This window comes from Ruegeria sp. BJ3 (genome assembly GCF_056535665.1).
This window is the reverse complement of record NZ_JBQFIT010000001.1, coordinates 1,273,112-1,298,284: the sequence shown is the minus strand read 5'-3', so window position 1 is coordinate 1,298,284 and position 25,173 is coordinate 1,273,112. Positions and strand designations below refer to the sequence as shown.

General features: G+C 60.4%; 23 protein-coding genes. 11 read left to right on the top strand and 12 right to left on the bottom strand.

Annotated features, from left to right (window positions below):
- Positions 1–167 precede the first annotated feature (167 nt).
- The 3 genes from ispG to hemA all read right to left on the bottom strand — a co-directional run bounded on the left by ispG (position 168) and on the right by hemA (position 3,935).
- On the bottom strand, positions 168–1,289 hold the full coding sequence (gene ispG / locus ACR3EL_RS06520; protein WP_170368617.1) for a flavodoxin-dependent (E)-4-hydroxy-3-methylbut-2-enyl-diphosphate synthase: 1,122 nt from the start codon (positions 1,287–1,289) through the stop codon (positions 168–170).
- A 72-nt stretch (positions 1,290–1,361) separates the two neighbouring features.
- Complete coding sequence (locus ACR3EL_RS06515) at positions 1,362–2,582, bottom strand: helix-turn-helix domain-containing protein (RefSeq protein WP_093962367.1); 1,221 nt, start codon at positions 2,580–2,582, stop codon at positions 1,362–1,364.
- 129 nt (positions 2,583–2,711) lie between these two features.
- A complete protein-coding gene (gene hemA / locus ACR3EL_RS06510) occupies positions 2,712–3,935 on the bottom strand; it encodes a 5-aminolevulinate synthase (RefSeq protein WP_170338140.1) in 1,224 nt (407 codons plus the stop codon).
- A 341-nt stretch (positions 3,936–4,276) separates the two neighbouring features.
- On the opposite strand from hemA, the gene ACR3EL_RS06505 reads away from it, so the two are divergent.
- A complete protein-coding gene (locus tag ACR3EL_RS06505; protein ID WP_480720884.1) occupies positions 4,277–5,662 on the top strand; it encodes a dipeptidase in 1,386 nt (461 codons plus the stop codon).
- 158 nt (positions 5,663–5,820) lie between these two features.
- Here ACR3EL_RS06505 and lpdA read toward each other — a convergent pair whose 3' ends face one another.
- Positions 5,821–7,215 carry a dihydrolipoyl dehydrogenase gene (lpdA, locus tag ACR3EL_RS06500; RefSeq protein WP_170338136.1) on the bottom strand — a complete coding sequence of 465 codons (1,395 nt, stop codon included), beginning with the start codon at positions 7,213–7,215 and terminating at the stop codon, positions 5,821–5,823.
- Between the two features lie 211 nt (positions 7,216–7,426).
- On the opposite strand from lpdA, the gene ACR3EL_RS06495 reads away from it, so the two are divergent.
- Positions 7,427–7,858, top strand: a complete 432-nt coding sequence (locus ACR3EL_RS06495) for a hypothetical protein (protein ID WP_170368621.1) — start codon at positions 7,427–7,429, stop codon at positions 7,856–7,858.
- Here ACR3EL_RS06495 and ACR3EL_RS06490 read toward each other — a convergent pair.
- From ACR3EL_RS06490 to ACR3EL_RS06475, 4 genes are all read right to left on the bottom strand, one after another.
- On the bottom strand, positions 7,855–8,430 hold the full coding sequence (locus tag ACR3EL_RS06490; RefSeq protein WP_170368622.1) for a DUF924 family protein: 576 nt from the start codon (positions 8,428–8,430) through the stop codon (positions 7,855–7,857). The two genes, ACR3EL_RS06495 and ACR3EL_RS06490, sit on opposite strands and share 4 nt — an antisense overlap.
- Positions 8,431–8,538: 108 nt before the next feature.
- Positions 8,539–9,810 (bottom strand): MFS transporter, encoded by a 1,272-nt coding sequence (locus ACR3EL_RS06485; RefSeq protein WP_480720881.1) that lies wholly within the window; start codon positions 9,808–9,810, stop codon positions 8,539–8,541.
- Positions 9,811–9,918: 108 nt separating this feature from the next.
- Positions 9,919–10,965: a tRNA preQ1(34) S-adenosylmethionine ribosyltransferase-isomerase QueA gene (queA, locus tag ACR3EL_RS06480; protein ID WP_170339427.1), complete on the bottom strand. Its 1,047-nt coding sequence runs from the start codon at positions 10,963–10,965 to the stop codon at positions 9,919–9,921.
- A gap of 44 nt (positions 10,966–11,009) precedes the next feature.
- The gene (locus ACR3EL_RS06475) at positions 11,010–14,396 is read right to left on the bottom strand and encodes a YhdP family protein (RefSeq protein ID WP_480720878.1); all 3,387 of its coding nucleotides are present in this window, start codon (positions 14,394–14,396) and stop codon (positions 11,010–11,012) included.
- A 68-nt stretch (positions 14,397–14,464) separates the two neighbouring features.
- On the opposite strand from ACR3EL_RS06475, the gene ACR3EL_RS06470 reads away from it, so the two are divergent.
- The 6 genes from ACR3EL_RS06470 to ACR3EL_RS06445 all read left to right on the top strand — a co-directional run bounded on the left by ACR3EL_RS06470 (position 14,465) and on the right by ACR3EL_RS06445 (position 20,143).
- Positions 14,465–14,926, top strand: coding sequence for a peroxiredoxin (locus tag ACR3EL_RS06470; protein WP_170338126.1), 462 nt, complete (start codon positions 14,465–14,467; stop codon positions 14,924–14,926).
- 77 nt (positions 14,927–15,003) lie between these two features.
- Positions 15,004–15,822: a ferritin-like domain-containing protein gene (locus ACR3EL_RS06465; RefSeq protein WP_170339424.1), complete on the top strand. Its 819-nt coding sequence runs from the start codon at positions 15,004–15,006 to the stop codon at positions 15,820–15,822.
- A 175-nt stretch (positions 15,823–15,997) separates the two neighbouring features.
- Positions 15,998–17,323 carry a DUF5930 domain-containing protein gene (locus ACR3EL_RS06460; protein WP_170358803.1) on the top strand — a complete coding sequence of 442 codons (1,326 nt, stop codon included), beginning with the start codon at positions 15,998–16,000 and terminating at the stop codon, positions 17,321–17,323.
- Complete coding sequence (locus tag ACR3EL_RS06455) at positions 17,313–17,816, top strand: bactofilin family protein (protein WP_170338122.1); 504 nt, start codon at positions 17,313–17,315, stop codon at positions 17,814–17,816. Before ACR3EL_RS06460 ends, ACR3EL_RS06455 begins: the two co-directional genes overlap by 11 nt.
- A 179-nt stretch (positions 17,817–17,995) precedes the next feature.
- Positions 17,996–18,685 (top strand): aquaporin Z, encoded by a 690-nt coding sequence (gene aqpZ / locus ACR3EL_RS06450; protein ID WP_170338120.1) that lies wholly within the window; start codon positions 17,996–17,998, stop codon positions 18,683–18,685.
- 234 nt (positions 18,686–18,919) lie between these two features.
- A complete protein-coding gene (locus ACR3EL_RS06445) occupies positions 18,920–20,143 on the top strand; it encodes an isoprenylcysteine carboxyl methyltransferase (RefSeq protein WP_170338118.1) in 1,224 nt (407 codons plus the stop codon).
- Positions 20,144–20,159: 16 nt separating this feature from the next.
- Here ACR3EL_RS06445 and ACR3EL_RS06440 read toward each other — a convergent pair whose 3' ends face one another.
- From ACR3EL_RS06440 to ACR3EL_RS06430, 3 genes are all read right to left on the bottom strand, one after another.
- Complete coding sequence (locus ACR3EL_RS06440; protein ID WP_170338116.1) at positions 20,160–21,122, bottom strand: DUF3179 domain-containing protein; 963 nt, start codon at positions 21,120–21,122, stop codon at positions 20,160–20,162.
- Between the two features lie 122 nt (positions 21,123–21,244).
- Positions 21,245–21,790: a peptidylprolyl isomerase gene (locus ACR3EL_RS06435; protein ID WP_170338115.1), complete on the bottom strand. Its 546-nt coding sequence runs from the start codon at positions 21,788–21,790 to the stop codon at positions 21,245–21,247.
- Entirely contained in the window at positions 21,783–22,289 is a 507-nt protein-coding gene (locus ACR3EL_RS06430) for a peptidylprolyl isomerase (protein ID WP_093962382.1), read from the bottom strand. The genes ACR3EL_RS06435 and ACR3EL_RS06430 overlap by 8 nt, the downstream gene beginning before the upstream one ends.
- A gap of 134 nt (positions 22,290–22,423) precedes the next feature.
- Here ACR3EL_RS06430 and ACR3EL_RS06425 point away from each other — a divergent pair, with 134 nt between their 5' ends.
- The 3 genes from ACR3EL_RS06425 (at position 22,424) to ACR3EL_RS06415 (ending at position 24,483) form a co-directional block, all read left to right on the top strand.
- The gene (locus tag ACR3EL_RS06425; protein ID WP_480720874.1) at positions 22,424–23,614 is read left to right on the top strand and encodes a phosphoglycerate kinase; all 1,191 of its coding nucleotides are present in this window, start codon (positions 22,424–22,426) and stop codon (positions 23,612–23,614) included.
- A gap of 59 nt (positions 23,615–23,673) precedes the next feature.
- Entirely contained in the window at positions 23,674–24,018 is a 345-nt protein-coding gene (locus ACR3EL_RS06420) for a lysozyme inhibitor LprI family protein (RefSeq protein ID WP_170599513.1), read from the top strand.
- A gap of 165 nt (positions 24,019–24,183) precedes the next feature.
- Complete coding sequence (locus tag ACR3EL_RS06415) at positions 24,184–24,483, top strand: FtsB family cell division protein (protein WP_170338112.1); 300 nt, start codon at positions 24,184–24,186, stop codon at positions 24,481–24,483.
- Here ACR3EL_RS06415 and ACR3EL_RS06410 read toward each other — a convergent pair.
- The gene (locus ACR3EL_RS06410; RefSeq protein WP_480720871.1) at positions 24,480–25,097 is read right to left on the bottom strand and encodes a hypothetical protein; all 618 of its coding nucleotides are present in this window, start codon (positions 25,095–25,097) and stop codon (positions 24,480–24,482) included. The genes ACR3EL_RS06415 and ACR3EL_RS06410 overlap by 4 nt on opposite strands.
- Positions 25,098–25,173 lie beyond the last annotated feature (76 nt).

Genomic DNA, 25,173 nt, shown 5'->3' with positions numbered 1-25,173 from the left:
AGGGGCTGCTGCACGCAGAAAGAAGGACGACGGCAAACGCCGTCACGAAAGGCATTGGTTTCAAAGAATCGAACTCCGGTCCATGTCAGTAGATATCGCGATTGATACTGCGAATATGGGCCAAAAAATATCTTATGAAGAATTAGTTCCGGATCGAAGTTAAAGTACTATTCAGCCGCCTCTGCAGCAGCGTCCAGCTCGGCCGCTTTCCTTTCCACCTGCTCGACGATGTGGTCGATCATCTGTTCGTTCGACATCTTGTGGCTGGCCTTGCCCGCCAGATAAACCATGCCCGAGCCCGCGCCGCCACCGGTAAAACCGACATCGGTCATCAGCGCCTCACCGGGGCCGTTCACGACGCAGCCGATGATCGACAGGCTCATCGGTGTTTTGATGTGCTCCAAGCGCCGCTCCAGCGTCTCGACCGTCTTGATCACGTCGAACCCCTGCCGCGCGCAGGACGGGCACGAGATGATGTTCACGCCCCGGTGGCGCAGGCCAAGAGACTTGAGGATCTCGAACCCGACCTTCACCTCTTCGACCGGATCGGCGGACAGGCTGACCCGGATCGTATCGCCGATCCCCATCCACAGCAGGTTGCCGAGCCCGATGGCCGATTTTATCGTGCCGCTGACCAGCCCTCCGGCCTCGGTGATGCCCAGATGGATCGGTGCGTCGGTGGCCTCGGCGATGCCCTGATAGGCGGCGGCCGACAGGAACACGTCGCTGGCCTTCACGCTGATCTTGAATTCGTGGAAATCGTTGTCCTGCAGGATACGGATATGTTCCAGCCCGCTTTCCACCATCGCTTCGGGGCACGGCTCACCGTATTTCTCGAGCAGGTGCTTTTCCAGACTTCCCGCGTTCACGCCGATGCGGATCGAGCAATTGTGGTCGCGTGCGGCCTTGATGACCTCTTTCACCCGCGCCTCGTCACCGATATTGCCGGGATTGATGCGCAGGCAGGCGGCACCAGCCTCGGCGGCCTCGATGCCGCGGCGGTAGTGGAAATGAATGTCGGCCACGATCGGCAACGGGCTTTCGCGCACGATCTCCTTCAACGCCTTCGACGACGCCTCATCAGGAACAGAGACGCGCACGATATCAGCCCCCGCCTCTGCCGCAGCTTGTACCTGCGCCACGGTTGCGGCAACATCGGTCGTCAGCGTGTTGGTCATGGTCTGAACGGCAATCGGCGCGTCGCCGCCCACCGGAACGTTGCCCACCATGATCTGGCGGGATTTGCGGCGATAGATGTCGCGCCAAGGGCGCACATGGTTCAGAGACATGAAAACGGATCCGCGTCAGCCTGGGGTCTGGCCTTTAGATAGTCCGGGGGCAAGCCCGCCGCAATGGCAAGATCACTCTGCCGGCACCTCGGCGGATTGTGTCTGAAGCTCGGCCACCAGCTGTTTGAGCGCAATGTTTTGCTCAGCCTCAAGATCCGCCACGGCATAGGTCTCGGCCACAGCGTCCTTGGACAGAACCACACCCTTGGCGACGGTTCCCGGTGCACCGGCCGGCCCATAGAGCTCGCCGTTCATCGAGAAATACACGTTGCCCGACGCTCCGGCCCGCAATTGCGGCGGCTCTTCCGTCAGGGGAACCTCAAAGCTCTTGCCGTTTTCGACGGTTCCCAACGTGCCCTCGAAGATCACGCTGCCATCCGCTGCGGTGACCCGCATCCAGGCCGGTTCGACCGCGACGATTTTCAGCGACGTGTCGACCTTCTCGACCACCTGCGGAAGGGTCGCGGCAGTTCTTTCGACGGTATGAATCTCAGCCAGCGCGATTTCCGGAACTTCCGGCGGACGGAACGTTCCAACGGTCCGCGGATCAAGGGTGGAAATCGGGGCATCCCGCGCAACCATCACCGGCACATCCAGTGCTTGGGGGCGGTAAAGACGGTCCAGCGCTTCGGGGCTGGGAATTTCAGCGGCCGCAACCTCGGTCGTTCCGGACTCGGTCCGGATGGCCGACAGCGGGTCAAGATCGGACAACACGACCGGGGCCTGTTCGACGGGCGAGACCTGAACCTGCTGGATCTTGTTCAGAACCGACCAGCCGCCATATCCGATCCCGGCGATCAGCGCGAGGAGGACAAGCGACGAGCCTACGGCGCGCGGCTCGATCTGGCTGAACACGGACTCGCGGCCGGGAACGTAGGGCGTGTTCGGCGAAATGAACGGATCGCGCCCCATCGGGCCACGGTTCGGAAGGTCCCCGACCGATTTTTTGACCACGGATGCCTGTGCGGACATTCCATGTGCCACTTCGAACCCGCTTTCCTTGCAGAACGCGGCGAAAGTGTCGTCAGGGTTCATCCCCAGATAGCGGGCGTAAGAACGCACATACCCGGCAATGAAGCCGGGTGTGTCGAATGCGTCGGGATCGGCATTCTCGATGGCAGCGATGTAGTTGGCCTTGATCCGCAGTTCGCGCTGTACGTCGAGAAGAGACTTGCCCATCGTCGCGCGCTCACCGCGCATGACGTCGCCAAGCCGTACTTCGTAGTCGTCGAACCCCTTGGGCCTGACGTCCACGTCTTCTTCGGAATTGCGCTGTGTCCTGCGCCCAATCATTCCTGCTGCCCCATTCTGCCCATCGCGTGTTTCACGCTAACGGCGAATCGTCCCCATAACGATTCGTCCGCTACTTTTGTTAGCGTAAGCTTAACACGCGGCAAACAAGTTGCACATGTCGGCGTTAGGTTAACCAGCAAGTTCGGCGCGATTTAGCGCACAATGTGACCAAAGTTCGTCCATGGCCTGGACCAGACGGTTCATTTCGTTGGGTCCATGGACCGGCGAAGGCGTAAAGCGCAGACGCTCCGTCCCCCGCGGAACGGTCGGGAAATTGATCGGCTGCACGTAGATCCCGTAGTCGTCCAGCAGCATGTCGCTGAGCTTTTTGGTGTGCACCGGGTTGCCAACGATCACCGGAACGATGTGGCTGCCGTGATCGATCAGCGGCAAGCCCAGGCCCTTCAGTCGCAGCTTGAGGATCTTGGCTTGGGTCTGATGCTGCTCACGCAGTTCGGGCGCTGTCTTGAGATACGCCACCGAGGCCGCAGCACCGGCCGCGACCGATGGTGGCAGCGAGGTGGTGAAGATGAAGCCCGGCGCATACGAGCGGACAGCATCGCACATCTTCGCGCTTGCTGCGATATACCCCCCCATCACGCCGTAGGCTTTGGCCAAAGTGCCATTGATGATGTCGATCCGGTGCGCCAGGCGGTCCCGCTCGGTCACACCGCCACCGCGCGGGCCATACATGCCAACTGCGTGCACTTCGTCGATATAGGTCAGCGCGCCGAATTCGTCGGCCAGGTCGCAGATCTGTTCGATCGGACCGAAGTCGCCATCCATCGAGTAGACCGACTCGAACGCGATCAGCTTCGGCGCCGCCGGATCGTCGGCTTGCAGCAGCTCGCGCAGGTGCTCAACGTCATTGTGGCGGAAGATCCGCTTGGCCCCGCCATTGCGGCGCACGCCTTCGATCATCGACGCGTGGTTCAGTTCGTCGGAATAGATGATCAGCCCGGGAAACAGCTTGGGCAGCGTGCTGAGCGTGGCGTCATTGGCGATGTAGGCGCTGGTGAACAGCAGGGCCGCTTCCTTGCCGTGCAGATCGGCCAGCTCGGCCTCGAGCCGCTTGTGGTATACGGTCGTACCCGAGATGTTGCGCGTCCCGCCAGAGCCCGCTCCGGCCGCGTCGATCGCCTCGTGCATCGCCTCCAGCACGACGGGGTGCTGCCCCATGCCAAGGTAGTCGTTGCCGCACCAGACGGTGATGTTCTGCTGTGACCCGTCGGGACGCGTACGCACGGCATGGGGAAAATGTCCGTTGCGGCGTTCGATGTCGATGAAGGTCCGGTAACGGCCTTCGTCGTGCAGCCTGGCAATCGCTGAGTCGAGCTGAGCAGTGTAGTCCAAAGGACCCTCCTTCGTGACCCCGCCGCAGGGTGATTGCACGGCAAGGCTGTGTTCCGATGCGTATCATAACCGATTTTTCGGCCGCATCCGCGCCTATTTTCAGGTTTCCTGCCTAACGCCCAGACAGGGGTCGCAACTTTGATTTGCATCAATTATCGCCTTGAACCCGCAGCGACAAGTAAAGTTGAGACCATAAGGCGCGAGGAAACGACGCAGGTTACGTCCCGTTTCGCGCAGAATGTTTCCGATCAGACGCGCGTTTTCCCGCCGCTACGGGCTGGACGGCGCTGCCAGCGCTGTTAGGGTCCGCCGCAATATCTCATCCATTCAGGAGTACACCCATGTCGCTTGACGCCACTCTGAGCAAAATCGACTCTGACCTCTCAGCCTCCATCGAGCGGCTGATGGAGTTTCTGCGAATCCCGTCGATTTCCACCGATCCGGCCTTCAAGAAAGACGTGGACAAGGCGGCTGACTGGTTGGTCGACGACCTCAAAAGCATCGGGATCGATGCGAAAAAGCACCCGACCCCGGGCCACCCGATGGTCGTAGGCCATGTCGGCGACGATGCGGACGCCCCGCACGTGCTGTTCTACGGCCATTACGATGTGCAGCCCGTTGATCCCTTGGACCTGTGGAACCGTGACCCGTTCGACCCGGCGCTGGAAGAGACAGAACACGGTCAGGTCATCCGCGGACGGGGCTCTTCGGATGACAAGGGCCAGTTGATGACATTTGTCGAAGCCTGCCGCGCCTGGAAGGCGGTCAACGGCAAGCTGCCTTGCCGCATCACGTTTTTCTTCGAAGGCGAAGAGGAATCCGGTTCACCTTCGCTGGTCCCATTTCTTGAGGCCAACAAGGAAGATTTGAAGGCCGATCTGGCGCTGGTCTGCGACACCTCGATGGTATCACGCGGTGTGCCCTCGATCGCATCGCAACTGCGCGGCATGCTCAAGGACGAATTCACCATCATCGGTCCGCGCATCGACCTGCATTCCGGCCATTACGGCGGCCCCGGCTTGAACCCGCTGCGTGAAATCTCGCGGATCGTAGCATCGTTCTACGATGAGGAAACCGGACGGGTCGCTGTGCAAGGTTTCTACGAAGGGGTCCACGAAGTTCCCGCCGAGCAGCTGCGCCAGTGGGAGAACTGTGGTTTCGACGAGGCCGAATATCTCAACTCGGTGGGTTACACGCAACCTCATGGTGAGAAAGGGTACTCGACCCTTGAACAGCAGTGGGCGCGCCCGACGCTGGAGATCAACGGGCTGTGGGGCGGCTACAACGGCGCCGGTTCGAAAACGGTGATCCCCAGCCAGGCACATTGCAAGATCACATGTCGCCTGGTCGGTGAAATGGACCCGGACAAACTGCGCGACAAGATCCGTAAGCATGTTGAAGACCGGCTCTCTCCTGACGCCAAAGTCGTCTGGGACAATGATCTCGAGGGCTCCCCTGCGTCGGTCATGAACCTGGATCGCCCGGAATTCGAAGCGGCACGCGCCGCACTGTCCGACGAATGGGGGCGCGAAGCCGTTTTCACCGGCATGGGAGGATCGATCCCGGTGGTGGGATACTTCAATACGGTCCTGGGCTTGGATTCAATGTTGGTCGGCTATGCCAACGACGATGACGCAATCCATTCGCCCAATGAAAAATACGACGTGAAAAGCTTTCATAAAGGGATCCGCTCGTGGGCCCGAATTCTGGACGCTCTGAGCCGATAGCCGCGTTTTATCGCAAGGCGCAGCCTTGCGCTCCGGGATATTCCGAGCCGGGTGAAGCGCGGATGCGAACTTCATCCGGCCGGCGGTATCCCGGTGTGTCGCGGGCAACGCGGCCGGGGGCAGCGCCCCCTTAAGCCGCGGCCCGCGGACAGACCGTCTTACATGTGGATCACGCGCCCGTAGGCGTCCAAAACCGATTCATGCATCATTTCCGACAAGGTCGGGTGCGGGAAGACTGTATTCATCAGGTCCTCTTCGGTGGTCTCCAACTGGCGACCTACGACATAGCCCTGAATCAGTTCGGTCACTTCCGCGCCAACCATATGAGCGCCCAGCAACTCGCCGGTTTTCGCGTCGAATACGGTTTTGATCATGCCTTCCGGCTCGCCCAATGCAATTGCCTTGCCATTGCCGATGAACGGGAAGCGGCCAACTTTCACATCAAAGCCAAGCTCCTTGGCCTTGGCCTCGGTATAGCCAACCGACGCGACCTGGGGATGACAATAGGTACATCCCGCGATGCTTTCCGGTTTCACGGGATGGGCATGTTTGCCAGCGATGAGTTCTGCGACCATCACGCCTTCGTGGCTGGCCTTGTGCGCAAGCCAAGGCGCTCCGGCGATGTCGCCGATGGCATAGAGGCCATCGACCCCGGTCCGGCAGTATGCATCCGTCACCACATGGGTGCGGTCAATTTTGACGCCCAGCGCCTCAAGCCCGAGGTTCTCGACATTTCCGACGATCCCAACGGCGGAGATGACGGTATCGAAGTCGTGCTTTTCGACCTTGCCACCGGTTTCGATATGAGCCGTCACCTTGCCTTTGCCGCGATCCAGCTGCTTGACCATGGACTTCTCCATGATCTTCATGCCCTGTTTGACAAAGGATTTCCTGGCGAACGCGCTGATCTCGGCGTCTTCGACCGGCAAGACCCGGTCCATCACTTCGACCACGGTCGTGTCTGCGCCCAACGTATTGTAGAAGCTGGCAAACTCGATCCCGATCGCTCCGGACCCGATAACAAGCAGCTTTTTCGGCATCCGCGCCGGTTGCAGCGCATGTTTGTAGGTCCAGACCAGATCGCCATCTGCCTCCAGGCCCGGCAACTCGCGCGCACGGGCACCGGTGGCCAAGACGATGTTCTTCGCCGTCAGTTCCTCGGTGCCCTTGTCGGTCTTGACCGTCACTTTACCTTTCGACGGGATTGTCGCCTCGCCCATCACGACGGTGACTTTGTTCTTTTTCAGCAAATGCCCGACACCGCTGGTCAGCTGCTTTGCAACCCCGCGCGAGCGTTTGACGACCGCGTCCAGATCGTAACCGATCTTGTCCGCACTCAGACCGAAATCCTTGGCGCGCTCCATCAGATGGAACACTTCGGCCGACCGCAGCAAGGCCTTGGTCGGGATGCAACCCCAGTTCAGGCAGATGCCGCCCAAATGCTCGCGCTCGACCACGGCGGTCTTGAGGCCCAGTTGGGCCGCACGAATGGCAGCCACATAGCCGCCGGGGCCCGCACCGATTACGATCAGATCAAAGGATTGTGCAGCCATGTTTACCTCTCGGCGCAGGTCGATTGAAAACTAGTTTACCGTTAAACTATTTTTTTGAACGCATCAATATGCTGCCCCGCGACATATGTGACGCAGGGTCATCAAAACAAGAGTGCGCGCTATTCAGCCTATACCCCGCGTCCCTCGAAGGCTAGAAAAGACCTGCAACCATGTTCGAATTTCGGATCTACAGATTTTAGGGAAACCAATCATGGCCAAGACCCTCAAAGACTTGTTGCTTGCCCTTTTGAACGCCACACTGATCCTTGTAGCTCTGTGTCTGTTCCTTGGTTGGAAGCTGGCGCGAAGCGTCGAGAATATTCAGGACAACTTCAGAGAAAGCCTGCAAATCGTTCAGCCGCTGCGTGAACAGGCGCAGGGCGTCCGAGAGGATCTTGCAAGTCTGCGCGCTGATCTGTCCGGTATTCGCATCCTGGGAGATGATGAGCCGGAGTTGAAGCAGAAGCTTCAGCAGGCGCTGGTGCGATTGGACGAGGTTCAAGCTAAGCTGGAAACCACGCAGGCCCGCCTCAACGAACTGGTCGAAAATCCTCAGATGCTGATTGATTATGCAGTCACCACGACCGTCGATGCCACAACGGCCAGGCTGATCGAATTGCGCGGATGTGGAGAGGCGGCCTAACCCGCCTGCAACTCACGAACCGTAGTGCCGTATCCACCGCCGCTGACATATGCGGCTTCGGGTGCCGTGGTCTGACGGGCAAGCGCCGCGTTGCGGTACGGGAAACGCCCGAACTGGCGGATCACCTCACGATGGGCCCGGGCATGCAGCAGATTGCTTGAACCATGTTCAGGCATACGCTGGCACATCAGGCGCACACAGCGCTCCTGATCGCACAGGTTCTCTGAATGCATCATCGGCAGGTAGAAGAACTGTCGGGCGGGCTCGTCGATCTTCAGATCCCATTCCTTGTCGACGGCACATTTCGCTGCTGCCAGTGCCGCCTTGTCGGATGAGAAGGCTTTGCCGCTGCCTCGGAACATGTTGCGCGGAAACTGGTCCATGAGGATGATGTAGGCCAGCGATCCGCTGGGATAGGTCAACCACAGAGAGAACTTACCCTCGCACGCGGCTTGCCATGTCTCAAGGAAGCGGTCCCGAATCTGCGCATCCAGCGCTTCATCTTCGCGGTACCACCCCTCGGGGCCTACTTCATCTAACCAGAAACTCAGTACTTCTTCAGGACCAACCATTGCCCTTGTCTCCGTCTGTTCCCCCCCGAGGGACGTAACGTCATTTAAGTCGGTTTTACAGACTTGTTACAGTAACATATTGCAACAGTGACGACACAAATCCGGCGGTCAAGCGGGTTGGTGCTCCTCCTCTTCGTCCTGCGCCGCTTCGATCGCGACTTCCTGAGCAACTTCCAGTGCGACCGGCGATGCCGTCGGGTACAGCGGCGACATGGTGCCGGTCTCGTCCACGGGCACCGAGGCCCGCTGGGTCATCCGGTAGACCGCATAGCCTGCCATGACAAACAGTAGTGCGGCAATGAACAGGAAAAAGCCGGGCGGCCCGAACACGGCATCCCCCATCAACCAGCCGGTGATCAGCGGGCCGGCAATTGCGCCAAGCCCGTTGATGAAAATAAGCCCGCCGGACGCGGCCGCCATATCTTCGTGTTCGAGGTAGTCGTTGGTGTAGGCGATGAGCAGGGAATACAGCGGATTGGACATGCCACCGATGACAAAGGCCGCAGCCAGCAAAACCGGGAAGTCGACCCCGAAAACCATGCCCACCGCCGCACTAATGCCGCCAACGACCGACACCAGCAGGATCAACAGGCGCCGGTCCATGCGATCCGAAAACCAGCCCAACGGATACTGCAGGACCAACGCGCCGATATAGAATGACGCCACGAAGGTCGAAATCTCGACCAGTGTCAGCCCGGCCCGCGCACCGTAAACCGCGGCCATGCCGAACTGAGCCGAGAAGATGCCGCCCAAGAGGAACATGCCGACACAGCCCAAGGGCGACGTGTCCATCAGTTGCCTGAGCGTCATCGGCTTGGTCGTATCAAAAGCCGGGGTCGGAGAAATCGACAACAGGATCGGAGCAAAGGAAACGGAAACCAGGATCGAGGCAATCACAAAGGTTTCGTACCCGGCCGGGTCCCCTGCAAGCATCAGTGCCTGCGCGCTGACAATGCCGATCATCTGGACGATCATATATAGCGACAAAGCCTGGCCACGGTTTTCGTTGCTCGCAGCGTTGTTCAGCCAGCTTTCGGCGGTCACGTACACGCCGGAAAAGCAGAACCCGATGACCACACGGCCCAGCGACCACGCGATCGGATCGGTCAGCATCGGATAGCTGATCATCACGGCAGAGATGAACGACGCCAGCGCAGCGAAGACCCGCACGTGCCCGACCCTCCGTATCATCTCGGGTGCAAGTCGGGATCCGCCCAGAAAACCGAGGAAATACGCGGACATGACAAACGACATCTGCAGGGTCGAAAACCCTTCGATCTCGCCCCGGACACCCAACAAGGTGCCCTGCAGGCCGTTGCCGATCATCAGCAGACCCATTCCGAGTAGAAGCGCCCACGCGCTGGCAAGTACCTGAAGCATGTTTGCACTCCAAATCCGCTGAACAATGGCTTTCGTTAAAGGATCAAACGATGTCCCGGTCGCGCTTGTCTACGACATTGACCAGATTCGATCCCGCGATCCCGCCCTCTAAGGGATCAAAAGCGACGCGTCACCATAAGAAAAGAAGCGATAGCCACTTTTGATCGCATGATCATAGACCCGCAGCATCCTGTCCGGTCCCATCAGCGCCGAAACCAGCATCAGAAGCGTCGATTTCGGCAGATGGAAATTGGTCATCAGCGCGTCGGTGACCTGAAACTGGAAGCCGGGGTAGATGAAGATGTCGGTCTCCCCCTCCCAAGGCTGGATCGATCCATCGCGCGCGGCACTTTCGATCAGTCGCAAGGCGGTGGTGCCGACCGGGATGACGCGACCACCCGAGGCTTTGGTCGCCTGAATCTCGGCTGCGGCCTGCGGGCTGACCTGTCCCCATTCGGCGTGCATCTTGTGGGTCGTCACATCCTCGACCTTGACCGGCAGGAACGTTCCGGCCCCGACGTGCAGGGTAACATGGGTGAACTCGACTCCCCGATCCGCAAGGGCCTGCAACAATGGCTCGTCAAAGTGCAGAGAGGCGGTCGGTGCCGCCACAGCCCCGGCCTGCCGCGCCCAAACGGTCTGATAATCAGTCTTGTCACGCTCGTCCGCGGGCCGTTTGGCCGCGATGTAGGGGGGCAAAGGCATTGCTCCGGCCTGCTCGAGCGCCTGGTCGAAATCATCGCCCTTCAGATTGAAGCGCAGATGGGCCTGGCCGTCAGCGACCCCTTCCAGAACCGCGCTGAGGTCGTCGGAGAACACAATTTCTTCGCCCACCCGGATCTTCTTGAGCGGTTTCAGCAATGCACCCCAGGTCCCGTCGGCGCGGGGCTCCAGCAAGGTGGCCTCGATCGCGGCCGAGACCGGACCCTGGGCGCTGTCGCGATGACGCCGGCCGCTCAGCCGGGCCGGGATGACGCGCGTGTCGTTAAGCACCAGCCGATCACCGGGGCTAAGCCAGTCGGGCAGGTTGAACACCCGATCATCCGAGATCGCGTCACCCTGTGCCACCAGCAGGCGCGCCGAAGACCGCGGACTGGCGGGCCGCGTGGCAATCAGGTCATCAGGCAGGTAGAAATCGAAATCACTCAGCTTCATGGCCGCGCCATACATCGCCCGAACAGATTCGGCCACACTCTGCGTCAGCGGTCCTCGCCCCGGCTTCCCACCGAAGGGCTCGGTCCTTCCGGTGCGACAGGCGTTGCATTTGGGCCGTCGGAAACGGTTGGGGCAGGTTCTCGTAGCAAGTTGCGCAAAAACAGTGGCGCCAGACCGGACAGCGGGTTCACGGACACTTGCGGGGCCGAGATCGGGCCCACCAGCGTATAGTTGAACGCGAAAACGCCCTCGCCCTTCTTTGTCAGGACGCTGCCAATCGCGTTCACCATATAGATCGGAGAGATCGCGCCGCGCAGGTTCAGGAACTTTCGTTCGGTATCCACCGTCCCGTCGAAGGACAGCCCCATCGACGGTCCAACCGCACTGCCGCTGAGAATCTTGACCTCGGTCGGCGTGATCCGCATCTCGCTGTCGATTGATGAGAAGTAGATCCCCTGCCCGGCCATCTCGGTCAGTAGACCGACCAGACTGATGGCATTCAGCAACGCCGCCATGGCCGGAGCATCCTGGATCCGCGTGTCCGTGATTTTCAGGGTCAGATCGTAGTTGCCCGGGCCAGCCACCGGATTCAACCGGAGTTGCAGCTTTCCTCCTCTGGCCTGGGTCAACAAACCGGCAGACCGCAGTACCGCACCGGCGTCCACGGATTGCAGGCTGACCGCACTGCGCGATCCGCTGGGCACAACCTGCCCCTGGACCGGGGCGCCTCCGTTGACCTGAGCGGAAAATCCACCTTTCAACCCTCCGGTCGTTTCGAAATTGCCCTTCAAACCGGTCAGGGCCACTTCCTCGGTCACCTGCAGCCGGTCCAGCGCCACGTCAAGGTTCGGACCTCGACCCGATGACGCGCCGCCGCCGCTGCCGCTGCCGAACGTCGCTTTGCCCAGGTTGAGAACGCCGCCCAAAACGCGGATATCCGGCGCCGCGGCACCACGGCCGATCAACTCGGCCGGAACAGCCAACCAATCGCCCAGTTCAAAAGAACTGAACTGAACCCGATCCAAAGCGCCATTTGCGATCGAGATCGAGGCCACCGCGCGCAATCCGGCGGCATCAATCCGCAGGCTGTCCACTCGCAGTTGATCGCCCAGCGTCGCCTCGGTGGCCAACGTCCCGGCAGTGGCTGCGGATTTTTGCCACCCCAGTTCGGGAATTGCCATTCCGACGCCGACCAGATCAGAGGTCGCGGTCAGCTTTGTCGGCTCTCCCCCTCCAATTCCAAGACTGATCTCAGCCACGCCTTGCCCGGTCAGCATACCGGACGGCAATCCGGCCTTCAGTTCATCCATCAACCACGGGGACAGTTCGATCTGCCCACTGAGTGTGCTGCGTTGTGCTGTCTTGCCGCCGATCGGTTGTCGCCAAGTCGCCTGTATCGGCACCTCACCGAACAGACCGTCTCCGTCTATGGCCACCTGGGTCTGATCCCCGCTCAGGCGCAGTTTGGCGGCGCTGATGCGGAAGCCCGGAACCAGTTTTTCCGTATCCAGATCAATCAATTCTCCCAGAAAGTGAAATTGCGTGTCCTCGAATTTCAACCCCTTGATCAAGGGCAGAGACAGAGTGCCGCCCAGTCGCACGCTGCCCGAAGCCAGATCAACCGGAAGGTTTGCCTTGGTCAGCAATTGCAGCGGCGCCCGGTCAAGCAACGACAAGGCCGAGGTCACACTGCCACTGGCCTGAACACGCACAATGCCCGGTGTATTCTTTTTGATGTCTGTATCCGGGATGATGAACGACGTCCCAGAGGCATCAACCGCGCCACCGTCATCGGCGATCACCACGCCCTTGCGGGCGGTCACCGTGAATCGACGGCCAATCAGCGTGGCCTGCCCACGCCCGCCTTGGATCGGCGGCAAGGTCTTGGCAAACCGAACCAGCGCATCATCGAAATCGAAATCAAGATACAGTTCGGGCTTGGAGTCTCCGGGCCGCAGCCTCAGAACGAAGTCCATGTCCGACAGATTGCCTTCGTACAGGTTCTCGGTAACCCATTTGCGCGGCTTCGGAGCCAATCGGGGCGGCCAGTAATGCAGCAGCTTGTCCGATGCCATGTGCCCCAGCCGCGCGTTCAGATCCACGCTCCACCCCTCCGGCAGGCCCACAAGCTCGCCCGAAGCGCGCAATAGGTCTTCGCCATCCTCGACCACGACCTGCCCCAGCTGCAGCCGGAAGGGGTTCAGGCGCACTTGAAAGTCCAGATCGGCCTGCTTGACCTCTAGCGCATCAACGAACAGGTCGGCTGGGTTCACCCGGATACCGTTCAGACGGAACTGCACCGCCATGCTTTCCAGCGCGCCGGCCTCTACACCCTTCAGATAGGCTTTGCCCTCGCCCTGTACGCTGCCCCAGCCCGACACCACGGAAACCTCGTTGAAATCCAGAACCTGCTGCGCCGGGTCATAGGTGAAATACGTGCGGGCCGAGTCGAACGGAACCGGTCGGGTCTCGGGGTTGGGCTGAACGGCCCCGGCCCCAAGGTTCAAGGTTGCAAATACCGGCCCGAGCGCGCCGGCCCCGTCGATACTGCCGCGCAATGCGCCCGAGATCGGCGTGTCCAATACCTGCAACCAGGCCAGTGCCGGGGTTTGCGCCGCCACGTCGGTCGCCGGAAGATCGGTGATCGAAATCCCGAACTGCGCCTCGGGTGAGCCGAGCGTGCTGGTGTAGTTCGCTTCGATCATGCTGACATAGTCACGGCCCGCCAGCACCGAAAACCCGGTCGCCAGGCGCAGGGCGCCTTCGCTCCGCGTCGCCAGAATATGCCCGCCGTCCAGAACCCAGGACCGCCCAAGGCGCAAGTCGCGGTAATCCAGCGTAATGGCGTCAAGCTCGACCGAGGTCAGAGACGACAGGACCGGTGACAGGAACACCTGATCGGACTGTTCGATCAATTCGGCCAAGGTTGGCGCATTCTGCACGGGCGCGCTGCCGGAACCGACGGTCAGCGAGAGCGATCCGTCCTCGGCTCGGGTCAGTGCGATCTGCGCTCCGTTGAGTGTGATCCGCTTGGGCCGGACATGGCCGCGCAGCAGCGGACGCATCGCCAGGCTGGCCTGCATGCTTGAGACCTGAGCGATCTGGCGCCCCTCGGCGTCGCTGATCGAAACATCGCTGAGCCGCAGACGCGGGCGCCATTCCTGATTGATGATAAAGCTCACATCGCCGAACCGGATCTGCAAACCGCCCAATACGTTTTCCAGCCGCGTTTCGACCCGGTCGCGCAGCCATTCCGGCGCATGGATCCGATGGCCGAACACCATGACCCCGGACAGGACGGCCAGAAACACCAGCAGGAACACCCCGCGCAAGGCCCACAGCCCGGCTGTCCGCCGACGGGATCGGCGGCGCGGCGGTTTCCCGCCCTTCTCAGCCTCGTCCTGTTCGTCTTGCGCCAATTTGCCGTCCACGTCTTTCAACCTGCCCGAGCCGCCCTATGATACGCGGCATCACCTACAAATCCTGACCGGAGTTCAAAATGCCTGACGTTGCAGACATCGCCACCGATTTCACCTTGCCCCGCGATGGCGGCGGCACGGTTACCCTGTCGGACCTGCGCGGTCGTCCCGTTGTTCTGTTCTTTTATCCCCGCGATGATACGCCGGGCTGCACCAAGGAATCCATCGGTTTCTCGGAGCAGCTTCAATCCTTTGCCGACGCCGGTGCACAGGTTTTCGGCATCTCTCGCGACAGTGTCGCCAAGCACGACAAGTTCGTCGCCAAGCACGGGCTGACCACTCCGCTGCTGTCCGACGAAGGTTCGACCGTGTGCGAGGATTACGGCGTCTGGGTCGAAAAAAACATGTATGGCAAGAAGTCGATGGGGATCGAGCGCTCGACCTTCCTGATCGACGCCGACGGAAAGATCGCCCGCGTGTGGCGCAAGGTCAAAGTTCCCGGCCATGTGGATGAGGTGCTGGAGGCCGTACGCGCGCTTTGACGCTGCGGGCCATCCGGTCTAAGAGGCGGCAGTTTTCATCCAACCCGAGGATTACCGTGGCCAAAACCCTGACCCAGATGGCAACCGAGGTTCTGACCACTGCGGATGGGCGGTCCAAGACCGCCCTTTCCAAACGCTATGCCGCCGAATGGTTTGCGGCGCGCAACGGCGACACCCCCGCGATCGAAGTCGGAACAGCCACGCCACCGTTGCATCCGTCGCGTCCTGACAAGCCCGAGCTGCTGTCGCCGCGCGACGTGCCGCGCCGTCGCCCCGGCTCGGAGGCTGGACGCATCGCGCTGCTGCACGCTGTGGCCCATATCGAGTTGAATGCCGTGGACCTGCACTGGGACATCATCGCACGGTTTGGACATGTGCCGATGCCGGTTGGCTTCTACGACGACTGGGTCAAATGCGCCGAGGAGGAATCGCGCCATTTCGAAATGGTCTGCGATTGCTTGGAGGCGATGGGCAGTTATTACGGCGCCCTCCCCGCCCATGCCGGGATGTGGCGTGCGGCCGAGGACACCGCCGAAGACCTGATGGGCCGGCTGGCGGTGGTGCCCATGGTGCTCGAGGCGCGCGGCCTCGATGTGACACCGGGCATGATCGACATCTTCCGCAAGGCAAAGGCCGATCAGGCCGTGGCCGCGCTTGAGGTGATCTACGCCGAAGAAGTCGGGCATGTGGCCTATGGCTCGAAATGGTTCCACTTTCTGTGCGGCCGCGAGAATGCCGACCCCAAGGACGTGTTCCATCAACTGGTCCGGCGCTATTTTCATGGCGCGCTCAAGCCGCCCTTCAACGAGGAAAAGCGGGCCGAAGCCGGCCTGCCGCCCGATTTCTACTGGCCTTTGACCGAGGATCTGCCGCCCCCGGGAGACGGGAAACGCTGACGGAAACGTGCCGCTTTCGGCAATTTTCTGCCGATGACGTGCGGGAAAACACCGTAATTGTCGACCAATCGGTTAACAAACTTGCCCAACCGGGACCGGCCCTTTAAGCAATCGGCCCAAGGGGCGGCGATCCACTCACGACCGGTCCCGACATTGGGGATGAGAGGTAAGGCGCGTGAGAACACGTCTGGCAATCAAACTACACTCACTGCTCGAACGGCACTTCCCGGAACGCCGGGTCTTCCTGAAATCCGACAATGACACACGCTTCATCCGGCTCAGCTCGGAGACGCAGATCGTGGCCGCACTTGGCGTTTCGATCATGGTCGGCTGGACGGCGGTCGCCACGGCGATCCTGCTGATGGACAGCATCGGGTCGGGCAATTTCCGTGAACAGGCCAAACGCGATCAGGCGACCTATCAGGAACGGCTGAACATCCTGTCGCAGGAACGCGACGCGCGGGCCCAGGAAGCACTGGCCGCGCACGCCCGGTTCAACTCGGCGCTTCAGCAGATCTCGGCGATGCAGTCGGAACTGCTGGAATCCGAAAACCGTCGACGCGAGCTGGAAACCGGCATCGAGGTCATTCAGACCACCCTGCGGTCGACCATGAAGCAACGTGAGGAAGCCCGGGCGCAACTCGCCGAGCTTCAGGAGAAATCCGATGGCGCATCGGTTGCGATGTTCGCCTCTGCCGCTCCGGCACAGATCGAATTCATGGCTGACGCCCTGACCCGGACAGCACAGCAGCGGGACCAGATCGCAACTGATGCACAGGCGGCACTGGACCAGCGCGATGAGCTTGAGCTGGAAATCCTGCTGATGCAGGAACGCAATGACGAGATCTTCCGCCAGTTGGAAGAAGCCATGGTGATCTCGGTTGAACCGCTGGACAAGATGTTCCGCGAGGCCGGAATGCCCACCGACCGGATGCTTGACGAAGTGCGGCGCGGCTACAGCGGCATGGGCGGCCCGCTGACGCCGATTTCCTTCAGCACCCGCGGCGAAGAGCTTTCGGCAGATGAGGTGCGCGCAAATCAGCTTCTGCAGCAGATGGACCAGCTGAATCTGTATCGCATAGCGGCCGAAAAGGCCCCGTTTGCCACACCGGTCAAATCGGCGTTCCGGTTCACCAGCGGATATGGTTATCGCCGCGACCCCAAAACCGGCGGGCGCCGGATGCACAAGGGCACCGACTTTGCGGCCCCGACGGGCACGGATATCTTCGCCACCGCCGACGGTGTCGTGACCCATGCGGGCTGGCAATCCGGCTATGGCCGTCTGATCAAGATAAAGCACGCCTTCGGGGTTGAGACACTTTATGCCCATAACTCGAAGATCCGCGTGAAGGTCGGCCAAAGGGTCTCGCGCGGGGATCACATTGCTGATATGGGTAATTCCGGACGGTCGACCGGAACGCATCTGCACTACGAGGTGCGCGTGAACGGAAAACCTGTAAACCCAATGGACTTCATCAAGGCTGCGAACAATGTTTTCTAAAAGCAAAATCAACGAGCCCGCACCCAAGGCATCCGAAACGGCCAAGCCGGCAGCCCCGGCGCCTCAGGCGACCCCTGCCCCGACCGAACAGAAGGCCGCAAGCACCGCGCCCAAGCCCAAGCCGCCGGCATCGGTTCTGTCGTCGGACCTGCATATCACCGGCAACATCAAGACCACCGGTGACATCCAGGTCGAAGGAACCGTCGAAGGCGACATCCGCGCGCATCTGCTGACTATCGGCGAAACCGCGACCATCAAAGGCGAAGTGACCGCGGACGACGTGGTTGTGAACGGCCGCATCGTGGGTCGTGTACGGGGTTTGAAAGTACGTCTGACCTCGACCGCCCGGGTTGAGGGCGACATCATCCACAAGACCATCGCCATCGAAAGCGGCGCGCATTTCGAAGGCTCGGTTCAGCGTCAGGACGATCCGCTGAACCCGGGACGCAGCGGCAAAACCGGAGCCAATCCGGCGGCTGAAGTCAGCCAGTAAACCGCTCCGAGTACCGAGTTCCAAGAACGCCGCGGCCACTGTCCGCGGCGTTTTTCTATGCCCATCAGGCAACAATCCGTCCCCCTATCAAGACCGCAAAGCCCTGCACGCGCGATACATTTTCACAAAAGGTGTTTTTTGAATTAAACTTCACCTCGTTGAAATTGGGAGGTTTTATCATGCGAGCAAAACTGATGGCCGAATTCTTCGGCACGTTCTGGCTGGTTCTCGGCGGTTGTGGCAGCGCGGTGCTGGCTGCCGGGGTCGCCGATGTGGGCATCGGATGGCTGGGCGTGTCGTTCGCCTTCGGCCTGACGGTCCTGACCATGGCCTTTGCGGTCGGCCACATATCGGGTGGTCACTTCAACCCCGCCGTCAGCCTCGGGCTGATGATCGGTGGGCGTTTCCCGTCCAAGGATCTGCTGCCCTACTGGGCTGCGCAGGTGCTTGGAGCGATACTGGCCGCAGCCGTTCTGTACGTGATCGTCAGCGGCGCACCCGGCTTCGAAGGCGTTGGCAGTTTTGCTTCGAACGGGTATGGTGAGGCCTCGCCCGAAGGATATTCGATGATGTCGGCGCTGGTGATCGAGATCGTTTTGACCGCCTTCTTCCTTATCATCATTCTGGGCGCGACATCCGAAAAGGCTCCGGCCGGGTTCGCGCCCATTGCCATCGGTCTTGGGCTGACACTGATCCACCTGATTTCGATCCCGGTCACCAATACGTCGGTGAACCCGGCCCGCTCGACTGGGGTGGCGCTGTTTGCCGATGGCCCCGCCTTGGCGCAGCTGTGGCTGTTCTGGGTCGCCCCGCTGATCGGTGGCGCTTTGGGAGCCGCGATCTGGAAAATGATGGCCTCGGACGAATAGAAACCCGTCCTACTAATGCAAACCCCCTCCCGGCCTACGCCGGGAGGTGACTCTGTTATACGGTTGCGTGGGCCACACCCGCGGCAAGAATTCGACCGGTCGGATCAGGGTGGTTGAATTTCCGGAACGAACCGCCAGAATTCGCAGAACTCTGTGAAAGACCTGATCATGATTTCCTGGCCAAAGTTCCGGCGCCCCGCTTCCGCAATTCCCGCATCCACCGCATGGATTGCGATGGCCAGTATTCCGCTGGTTCATTATTTCTGGCCAGACCTCGGCGCGGTCTCTGATCGGGATCAGACTGTTCTGTTCGCTCTGACGATCTTTGCCATTCTGGCCCTATCCGAGATTTTCATCGCCAGAATCCATCGCAAGCCGGGCAGCGGTTTGGTCTACAACCCGGAAAACTTCAAAAACCCGGCGTATCTGGCTGATTTCTGGATCAAACTTATTGGTCTGGCGGCCAGTCTTGCGCTGCTTGCGCTGTTCTACTCCACCGCCGACCTCTACCGGGATGAATGGTATCAGCCGTTCTTTTCGCTGTTCGGCGACTACTGGCCGCTGATCCTTGCGATTGTCCTTTCCGTTGTCACGGCGGTTCATTTCTCGATGCGGCATCCTCGCGACGGCATGTGGCATCTGGGACGTGTGGTTTTGTCTTTTGGTCGCCAATCCACCGGGGCCCGCGAGTTGAAATCCTTCCTTCTTGGGCTGGGCGTCAAAGGGTTCTTTCTGCCACTGATGTTCTGCTATCTGGTTTATGACTGGAGCTTTCTGCAGACCCGTTCGCTGTGGGACGCGCAGGACTTTCAGCAGATCTACGCATATCTCTACCGCTTTGCCTTCTTTCTGGACCTGACAATCGTCACCATCGGCTATGCCACCGCCACCCGGCTTCTGACCTCTCATATTCGCTGGACCGAGACGACGGTGAGCGGATGGCTGGTCTGCGTGATCTGCTATGCCCCGTTCTGGCAACTGCTGTCACGCAGCTATTTCAACTATGTCGAGGATGGCTTCGCCTGGGGTGTCTGGCTGTGGGATTACCCTGTCCTCTACGGATTGTGGGGCGGCACCATCCTGTTCTTCCTGGCGGTCTATTGCCTGACCGCCGCGCGCATGGGTCTGCGGTTCTCGAACCTGACCTATCGCGGGCTGGCCTGCGACTTTCCCTACAACATCAGCAAACACCCGTCCTACATCAGCAAGAACATCACCTGGTGGATGATTTCGATCCCGTTCATCGCGGTCGACTTCTGGGCAGGCCTGGCCAACTGTCTGGCCCTCCTGGGTGTGAACCTGATCTATTTCGCACGGGCCTGGCACGAAGAGCGCTGCCTGTCACGCGCGCCGTCCTACCGAGCCTACAAAAAGCACGTGAACGAATACGGTCTTCTGGCCCGCATCCGACGCGGCCTGAGCGGCTGGACCCGGAGCGTTGCCAGACAGGTGAATTGATCGCGCGGCGCGCGGGTCAGCGCCCTGTCATCCAGATACCGTCGGGCCAGAAGGCGTGGAAGGCAAACGCGAACATCACATCATGCACGACATCCCGTCCGGCACCATCCGTGACGCGGATCGATCCTATGTCGCGTCCCTTGTCGACGCGCCCGGCGTCCAGAGCCGAAGCCTGCCCCGCCGACCAAACGATGACAACGCCTGCTTCTGACAATCGCCCAGCCGCACGCAATCGCGTCAGAGGCCAGGCCCGCTCTCCGACACGCACCACCCGTTCGAGCGGTTGAATACCATGCGGAGGCAGCGCGCCGTCATACAGGAACGGTCTGCGCGCGCTGTCATACCCTCGATAAGGGTTGCGCCCGTAGTCCCGCGCAAAATTCGGCTCGGCCATCACCAGACCGTCGGGATTGCGCTTGCGGAACTGATCCCACCCTTCCATCCACGCTGGCAGCGCTGTCAACTGAGCACCGGTAAACTGGCCCACAATCGCCTCGCCGGTGGCTTGCTGCCACCAGCTTTCGGTTTCGCGGTCATACATGATCATGTCCGAATTTCGCAGCTTGCCGGACACGCCGAAACTGAGAACCCGTCCCGGGATACGCCGATCAAAAACCAGCCCCGAATTGCACAGTGGACAATAGGTAACCGCGACTGGACGGTTACCGATCCGATCATTCACGATTTCATGCCAGATCAGGTAACGCAGGGGATAGGCGCGCGGGCGCGTACCGGGCAGTTCCACCGTGATCACGGCCTCGGTCAGCCCCAGCCCGGTTTCCGCCGTAGCTGGGACAAACTCGGGCTTGTCGATGGCCGGGATGCCGTCTTTCGGCGGTCCGCCGGACCGGACTTCAGACCAGTCACCGATCGAGGTGACCGAAAAATCGGTTTTGGGCCATTCGTCGCGCCACAGGTTCGGGTCCGCGGACACCGCGGTTGCGCAGAACAGCAGAAGGGCAAACAGACGGCATCGCATGAGGCACCTTTGGCTAGCTGCCATCGTGCGTCAGGCAGTGCGGCCAGGCCAAGCCCCTTACACAGGGACGTGAAGCGCCGTGCGCGGACAACCCGGCGCGCAATCCGCGCCGGGTCTAGGGATCATTCGGTGACGGTCACCTTGGTCATGACGTCCGGTTGGCCGACCACCGCGCCGTTCGGGCCTGTGCCGCGTTTGATCGCATCAACAACATCCATGCCGTCGGTCACCTTGCCCACCACCGTGTACTGGCCATTCAGGGTCGGGGCCGGTTCGAACATGATGAAGAACTGCGAATTTGCGCTGTTCGGATTGCTGGCGCGAGCCATTCCGACAATGCCGCGCTCGTAAGGGACTTCGGAAAACTCGGCTGGTAGGTCCGGACGGCTTGAACCGCCGGTGCCGGCACGACGCATGTCGCTGCCCAGTTTACCGTATTCCACGTCCCCGGTCTGTGCCATGAACCCCTCGATCACGCGGTGGAACACCACCCCGTCATACTTGCCTTCGGCGGCCAGAGCGGTGATCTGCTCGACATGCTTGGGCGCGACGTCCTCGAACAGGTCGATGGTGATCGTGCCGTTGGCCTCGCCCTCGACTTCGATCTGCAGGCCTGCGGCCAGCGCGGGGCTGGCCAACAAGGTAAAAACGGCGGCCAGCTTATACATCGGCGGCCACCTTGACGCTGATCATGCGGTCGGGGTTCGCAGGCGGCTCGCCGCGGGTGATGGCATCGACATGCTCCATCCCCTCGATCACGCGGCCGTAAACGGTGTATTGACCGTTGAGGAAGTGGTTGTCCTTGAAGTTGATGAAGAACTGCGAGTTGGCCGAGTTCGGGTTGGCCGAACGAGCGGCACCCAGGGTGCCCCGGTCATGCGGCAACTTGGAAAACTCGGCCGGAAGGTTCGGCAAGGACGACCCGCCAGTGCCTGCCATGCGGATGTTGAAGCCGTCTTCCATGTCGCCGTGCTGCACGTCGCCGGTCTGCGCCATGAAGCCGTCGATCACCCGGTGAAAGGCCACGTTGTCATACTCGCCCGCGCGCGCCAGTTCCTTCATGCGCTCGCTGTGCTGAGGCGCCACGTCCGGCAGCAGTTCGATGACGACGTTACCGTCCTTCAGCTCGATGATGATGGTGTTTTCGGGATCCTTGATCTCGGCCATGGGGCCCTCCTGTGGAATTGATTTGCGCAAATACCTATGCGCCGGACGCGCGAAAGCCAAGTGACGCATTGACCTGAGGGCAAAATGCAGGAAAAGAACCGCTTAAGCGTGGTGACAACGGCGAGGATGACACGATGGGCTGGAAAACTCTGGACGACATGGATTTGCAGGGCAAACGCGTTCTTGTGCGCGTAGACATCAACGTCCCGGTTCTGGATGGCGCCGTGACCGATGACACGCGGATCCAGCGGATCGTGCCCACGGTGCGCGACATTCTGGCCGCTGGCGGCAAACCCATCCTGCTGGCCCATTTCGGCCGGCCCGGCGGTGAGCGTCGGCAGAACCTGTCGCTGAAACAGCTGGTGCCCGCGCTGGAAGCCGCCTTTGGAACCAAGGTCCGCTTCGGAGAGGATTGCGTCGGATACGAGGCTGAAATCGCTGCCGCAAACCAGGGTGACGGCGAGGTCTTGCTGCTGGAGAACACCCGCTTTCACGCCGAAGAGACACAGAACAGCATGACCTTGGCCGAAGGTATGGCCAAGATGGGAGACATCTACTGCAATGACGCTTTCTCGGCGGCTCATCGGGCGCATAGTTCGACCGAGGCACTGGCGCGCCTTCTGCCCTCCTGCGCCGGGCGCCTGATGCAGGCAGAGCTCAGCGCACTCGAAGCCGCTCTGGGCAACCCTCAGCGTCCGGTGACCGCCGTGGTCGGTGGGGCCAAGGTATCAACCAAGCTGGATCTGCTGGGCAACCTGATCGAGAAGGTCGACAACCTGATCATCGGCGGCGGCATGGCCAACACCTTTCTGCTGGCCAAAGGGCTGGACGTTGGCAAATCGTTGGCCGAGCACGCGATGACCGATACTGCAGTCGAAATCATGGCAAAAGCAGACAAGGCAGGCTGCCGGATCGTCCTGCCCAGCGATGTTGTCGTTGCAGAGAAATTCGAAGCACACGCCCCACACAAGGTCGTCCCCGCGAACAAGTGCCCCGCAGATTCGATGATCCTGGACGCCGGGCCGGACAGCGTCGCCGCAATCTGCACCATCTTCGAACAGAGCAAGACTCTGATCTGGAACGGCCCATTGGGGGCATTCGAACTGGAACCCTTCGACGCGGCGACAAATGCCGCTGCATTGAAAGCCGCAGAACTGACGCAGGCGGGCAAACTTGTGTCGGTCGCCGGTGGCGGCGATACGGTTGCAGCCCTCAACGCGTCGGGCGCCGCGCAGGACTTCACCTACATCTCGACCGCCGGCGGTGCGTTCCTGGAATGGATGGAAGGCAAAACCCTGCCCGGTGTGGCAGCGCTGGCCCAATAACCCCATTCTAGTTGGCGATCGGCATTCGTGGTATTCTCTCACAGACCGGGAGACGGGCCATGAAAGCCGTTGCCACGTTTGCTGTTATCCTCCTGCCCAGTGTTTCTGGCGCGCAGTCCCATTGCGCCGGGCAAACTCAGATCGACGCCACTTTCTGTGCCAAAGAGAAATGGGAAATCGCTGACAAAGAACTGAACCGCCTCTGGAAAGAGGTCAAATCAGCGGCGGACAGGCGCGGAAACGGCGAGGCTTTGTTGAACGAACAGCGTACTTGGTTGAAACGCAGGGATGCAACTTGTGACCCCGAACTCAAAAGCGATGGCAGTGCCGCGCAAATGTTCTATTGGTCCTGCATGGAAGAACAGACCCTGAAGCGAAATAGGGAACTGACCGCTTTGCGTTGAGCGGATACCTACGTGGTCATGGCTCTTCGAGCATCACTTTTTTCGTCGAATTGCAAAAAGTGCGAATCGGGGGATTCACAACCCGAATCACCTGTGACATAGTGCCGACAGATGCCCGCAAAGGGCACGTTTTTTTGAGGCAGTATTCATACGGCGGTTAACAGAGTGTCCCGTTCCAATCGGCCCGGTCTGGGCGCAGTCGCATTCTTCTCGGTGGCTTTCATGCTGGGTGTCTATTTCACCTTTGCTGCCGTTCAGGGCGACTACGGCCTGTTCCGACGGATCGAGATTTCAGCGGAACGGGACGCTCTGTCACGCGACCTTGCGGCGCTGAACGCCGACATAGCTCGGATGGAAAACCTGACCCGACGCCTTTCAGACACCTACCTGGATCTCGACCTTCTGGATCAGCAGGCCCGAACCGTTTTGGGAATGATCCGGGCTGATGAAATCGTCATCCGCTAACTAGCTGTTTGCCCGACCGCCCCGGGTTCCTCTGCAGTTGGCAACTGATACCCGAAAGCATCGATTTCCCTTCGGAACAGGTCAGCCACTAGGTCCACGGCTTCGCCGTCCCAGTTTTCACCGTAGAAGACATCGAACTGCTTTGATTTCCGAATGCCGGAATTCAAACGCTTGTCGTCGAGACTGACATCGCCAAGGCCGAAGTCATCCAGCACCTGCGCCAGATCGCTGTCCAGGCTTTCGTATCGCAACACCCGATCAACCGCGATCTCGCCGCCCTCAGAATAAAGATGGAAGTCAGAGAAGAACTTCAGGCGAGTCCGGCAAAAGCTCAGGAATAGTGCATTTGCGTCGTTGATCTGTGTTCTGCGCTGATGCATCCAGAAATAGAACGCTGAGACAGCCTTGTCCCAAGGGTTTCTCTCAACGCAAATGCTGCTGCAGCCCTCCGCAATATCAGACAGATACCGATTGACCACGCCGATCCCATTGTGGGGATACCGAGCCTGCACTTCGCCCTTGGCTCGGTCTGTTAACTGCCTATCTGAAAGGCGAAAACCTGCCGGATTTCGGGTAGAAACAGATACCCCACCCCGTCCAGGACGCTGCGTCACATTTCCGCTCGCCAGAAAGCGCGAAATGCTTTATGAGATAGTTTAACGCTAAACTATCTTGCCGGAAGGGAGAGGT

What these genes read in the sequence shown, in the direction of transcription:
- ispG (WP_170368617.1), bottom strand. Translation starts at nt 1,289, where the DNA reads ATGTCTCTGAACCATGTGCGCCCTTGGCGCGACATCTATCGCCGCAAA.
- ACR3EL_RS06515 (WP_093962367.1), bottom strand. Translation starts at nt 2,582, where the DNA reads ATGATTGGGCGCAGGACACAGCGCAATTCCGAAGAAGACGTGGACGTC.
- ACR3EL_RS06505 (WP_480720884.1), top strand. Translation starts at nt 4,277, where the DNA reads ATGTCGCTTGACGCCACTCTGAGCAAAATCGACTCTGACCTCTCAGCC.
- lpdA (WP_170338136.1), bottom strand. Translation starts at nt 7,215, where the DNA reads ATGGCTGCACAATCCTTTGATCTGATCGTAATCGGTGCGGGCCCCGGC.
- ACR3EL_RS06495 (WP_170368621.1), top strand. Translation starts at nt 7,427, where the DNA reads ATGGCCAAGACCCTCAAAGACTTGTTGCTTGCCCTTTTGAACGCCACA.
- ACR3EL_RS06490 (WP_170368622.1), bottom strand. Translation starts at nt 8,430, where the DNA reads ATGGTTGGTCCTGAAGAAGTACTGAGTTTCTGGTTAGATGAAGTAGGC.
- ACR3EL_RS06485 (WP_480720881.1), bottom strand. Translation starts at nt 9,810, where the DNA reads ATGCTTCAGGTACTTGCCAGCGCGTGGGCGCTTCTACTCGGAATGGGT.
- queA (WP_170339427.1), bottom strand. Translation starts at nt 10,965, where the DNA reads ATGAAGCTGAGTGATTTCGATTTCTACCTGCCTGATGACCTGATTGCC.
- ACR3EL_RS06470 (WP_170338126.1), top strand. Translation starts at nt 14,465, where the DNA reads ATGCCTGACGTTGCAGACATCGCCACCGATTTCACCTTGCCCCGCGAT.
- ACR3EL_RS06465 (WP_170339424.1), top strand. Translation starts at nt 15,004, where the DNA reads ATGGCAACCGAGGTTCTGACCACTGCGGATGGGCGGTCCAAGACCGCC.
- ACR3EL_RS06455 (WP_170338122.1), top strand. Translation starts at nt 17,313, where the DNA reads ATGTTTTCTAAAAGCAAAATCAACGAGCCCGCACCCAAGGCATCCGAA.
- aqpZ (WP_170338120.1), top strand. Translation starts at nt 17,996, where the DNA reads ATGCGAGCAAAACTGATGGCCGAATTCTTCGGCACGTTCTGGCTGGTT.
- ACR3EL_RS06445 (WP_170338118.1), top strand. Translation starts at nt 18,920, where the DNA reads ATGGCCAGTATTCCGCTGGTTCATTATTTCTGGCCAGACCTCGGCGCG.
- ACR3EL_RS06440 (WP_170338116.1), bottom strand. Translation starts at nt 21,122, where the DNA reads ATGCGATGCCGTCTGTTTGCCCTTCTGCTGTTCTGCGCAACCGCGGTG.
- ACR3EL_RS06435 (WP_170338115.1), bottom strand. Translation starts at nt 21,790, where the DNA reads ATGTATAAGCTGGCCGCCGTTTTTACCTTGTTGGCCAGCCCCGCGCTG.
- ACR3EL_RS06430 (WP_093962382.1), bottom strand. Translation starts at nt 22,289, where the DNA reads ATGGCCGAGATCAAGGATCCCGAAAACACCATCATCATCGAGCTGAAG.
- ACR3EL_RS06425 (WP_480720874.1), top strand. Translation starts at nt 22,424, where the DNA reads ATGGGCTGGAAAACTCTGGACGACATGGATTTGCAGGGCAAACGCGTT.
- ACR3EL_RS06420 (WP_170599513.1), top strand. Translation starts at nt 23,674, where the DNA reads ATGAAAGCCGTTGCCACGTTTGCTGTTATCCTCCTGCCCAGTGTTTCT.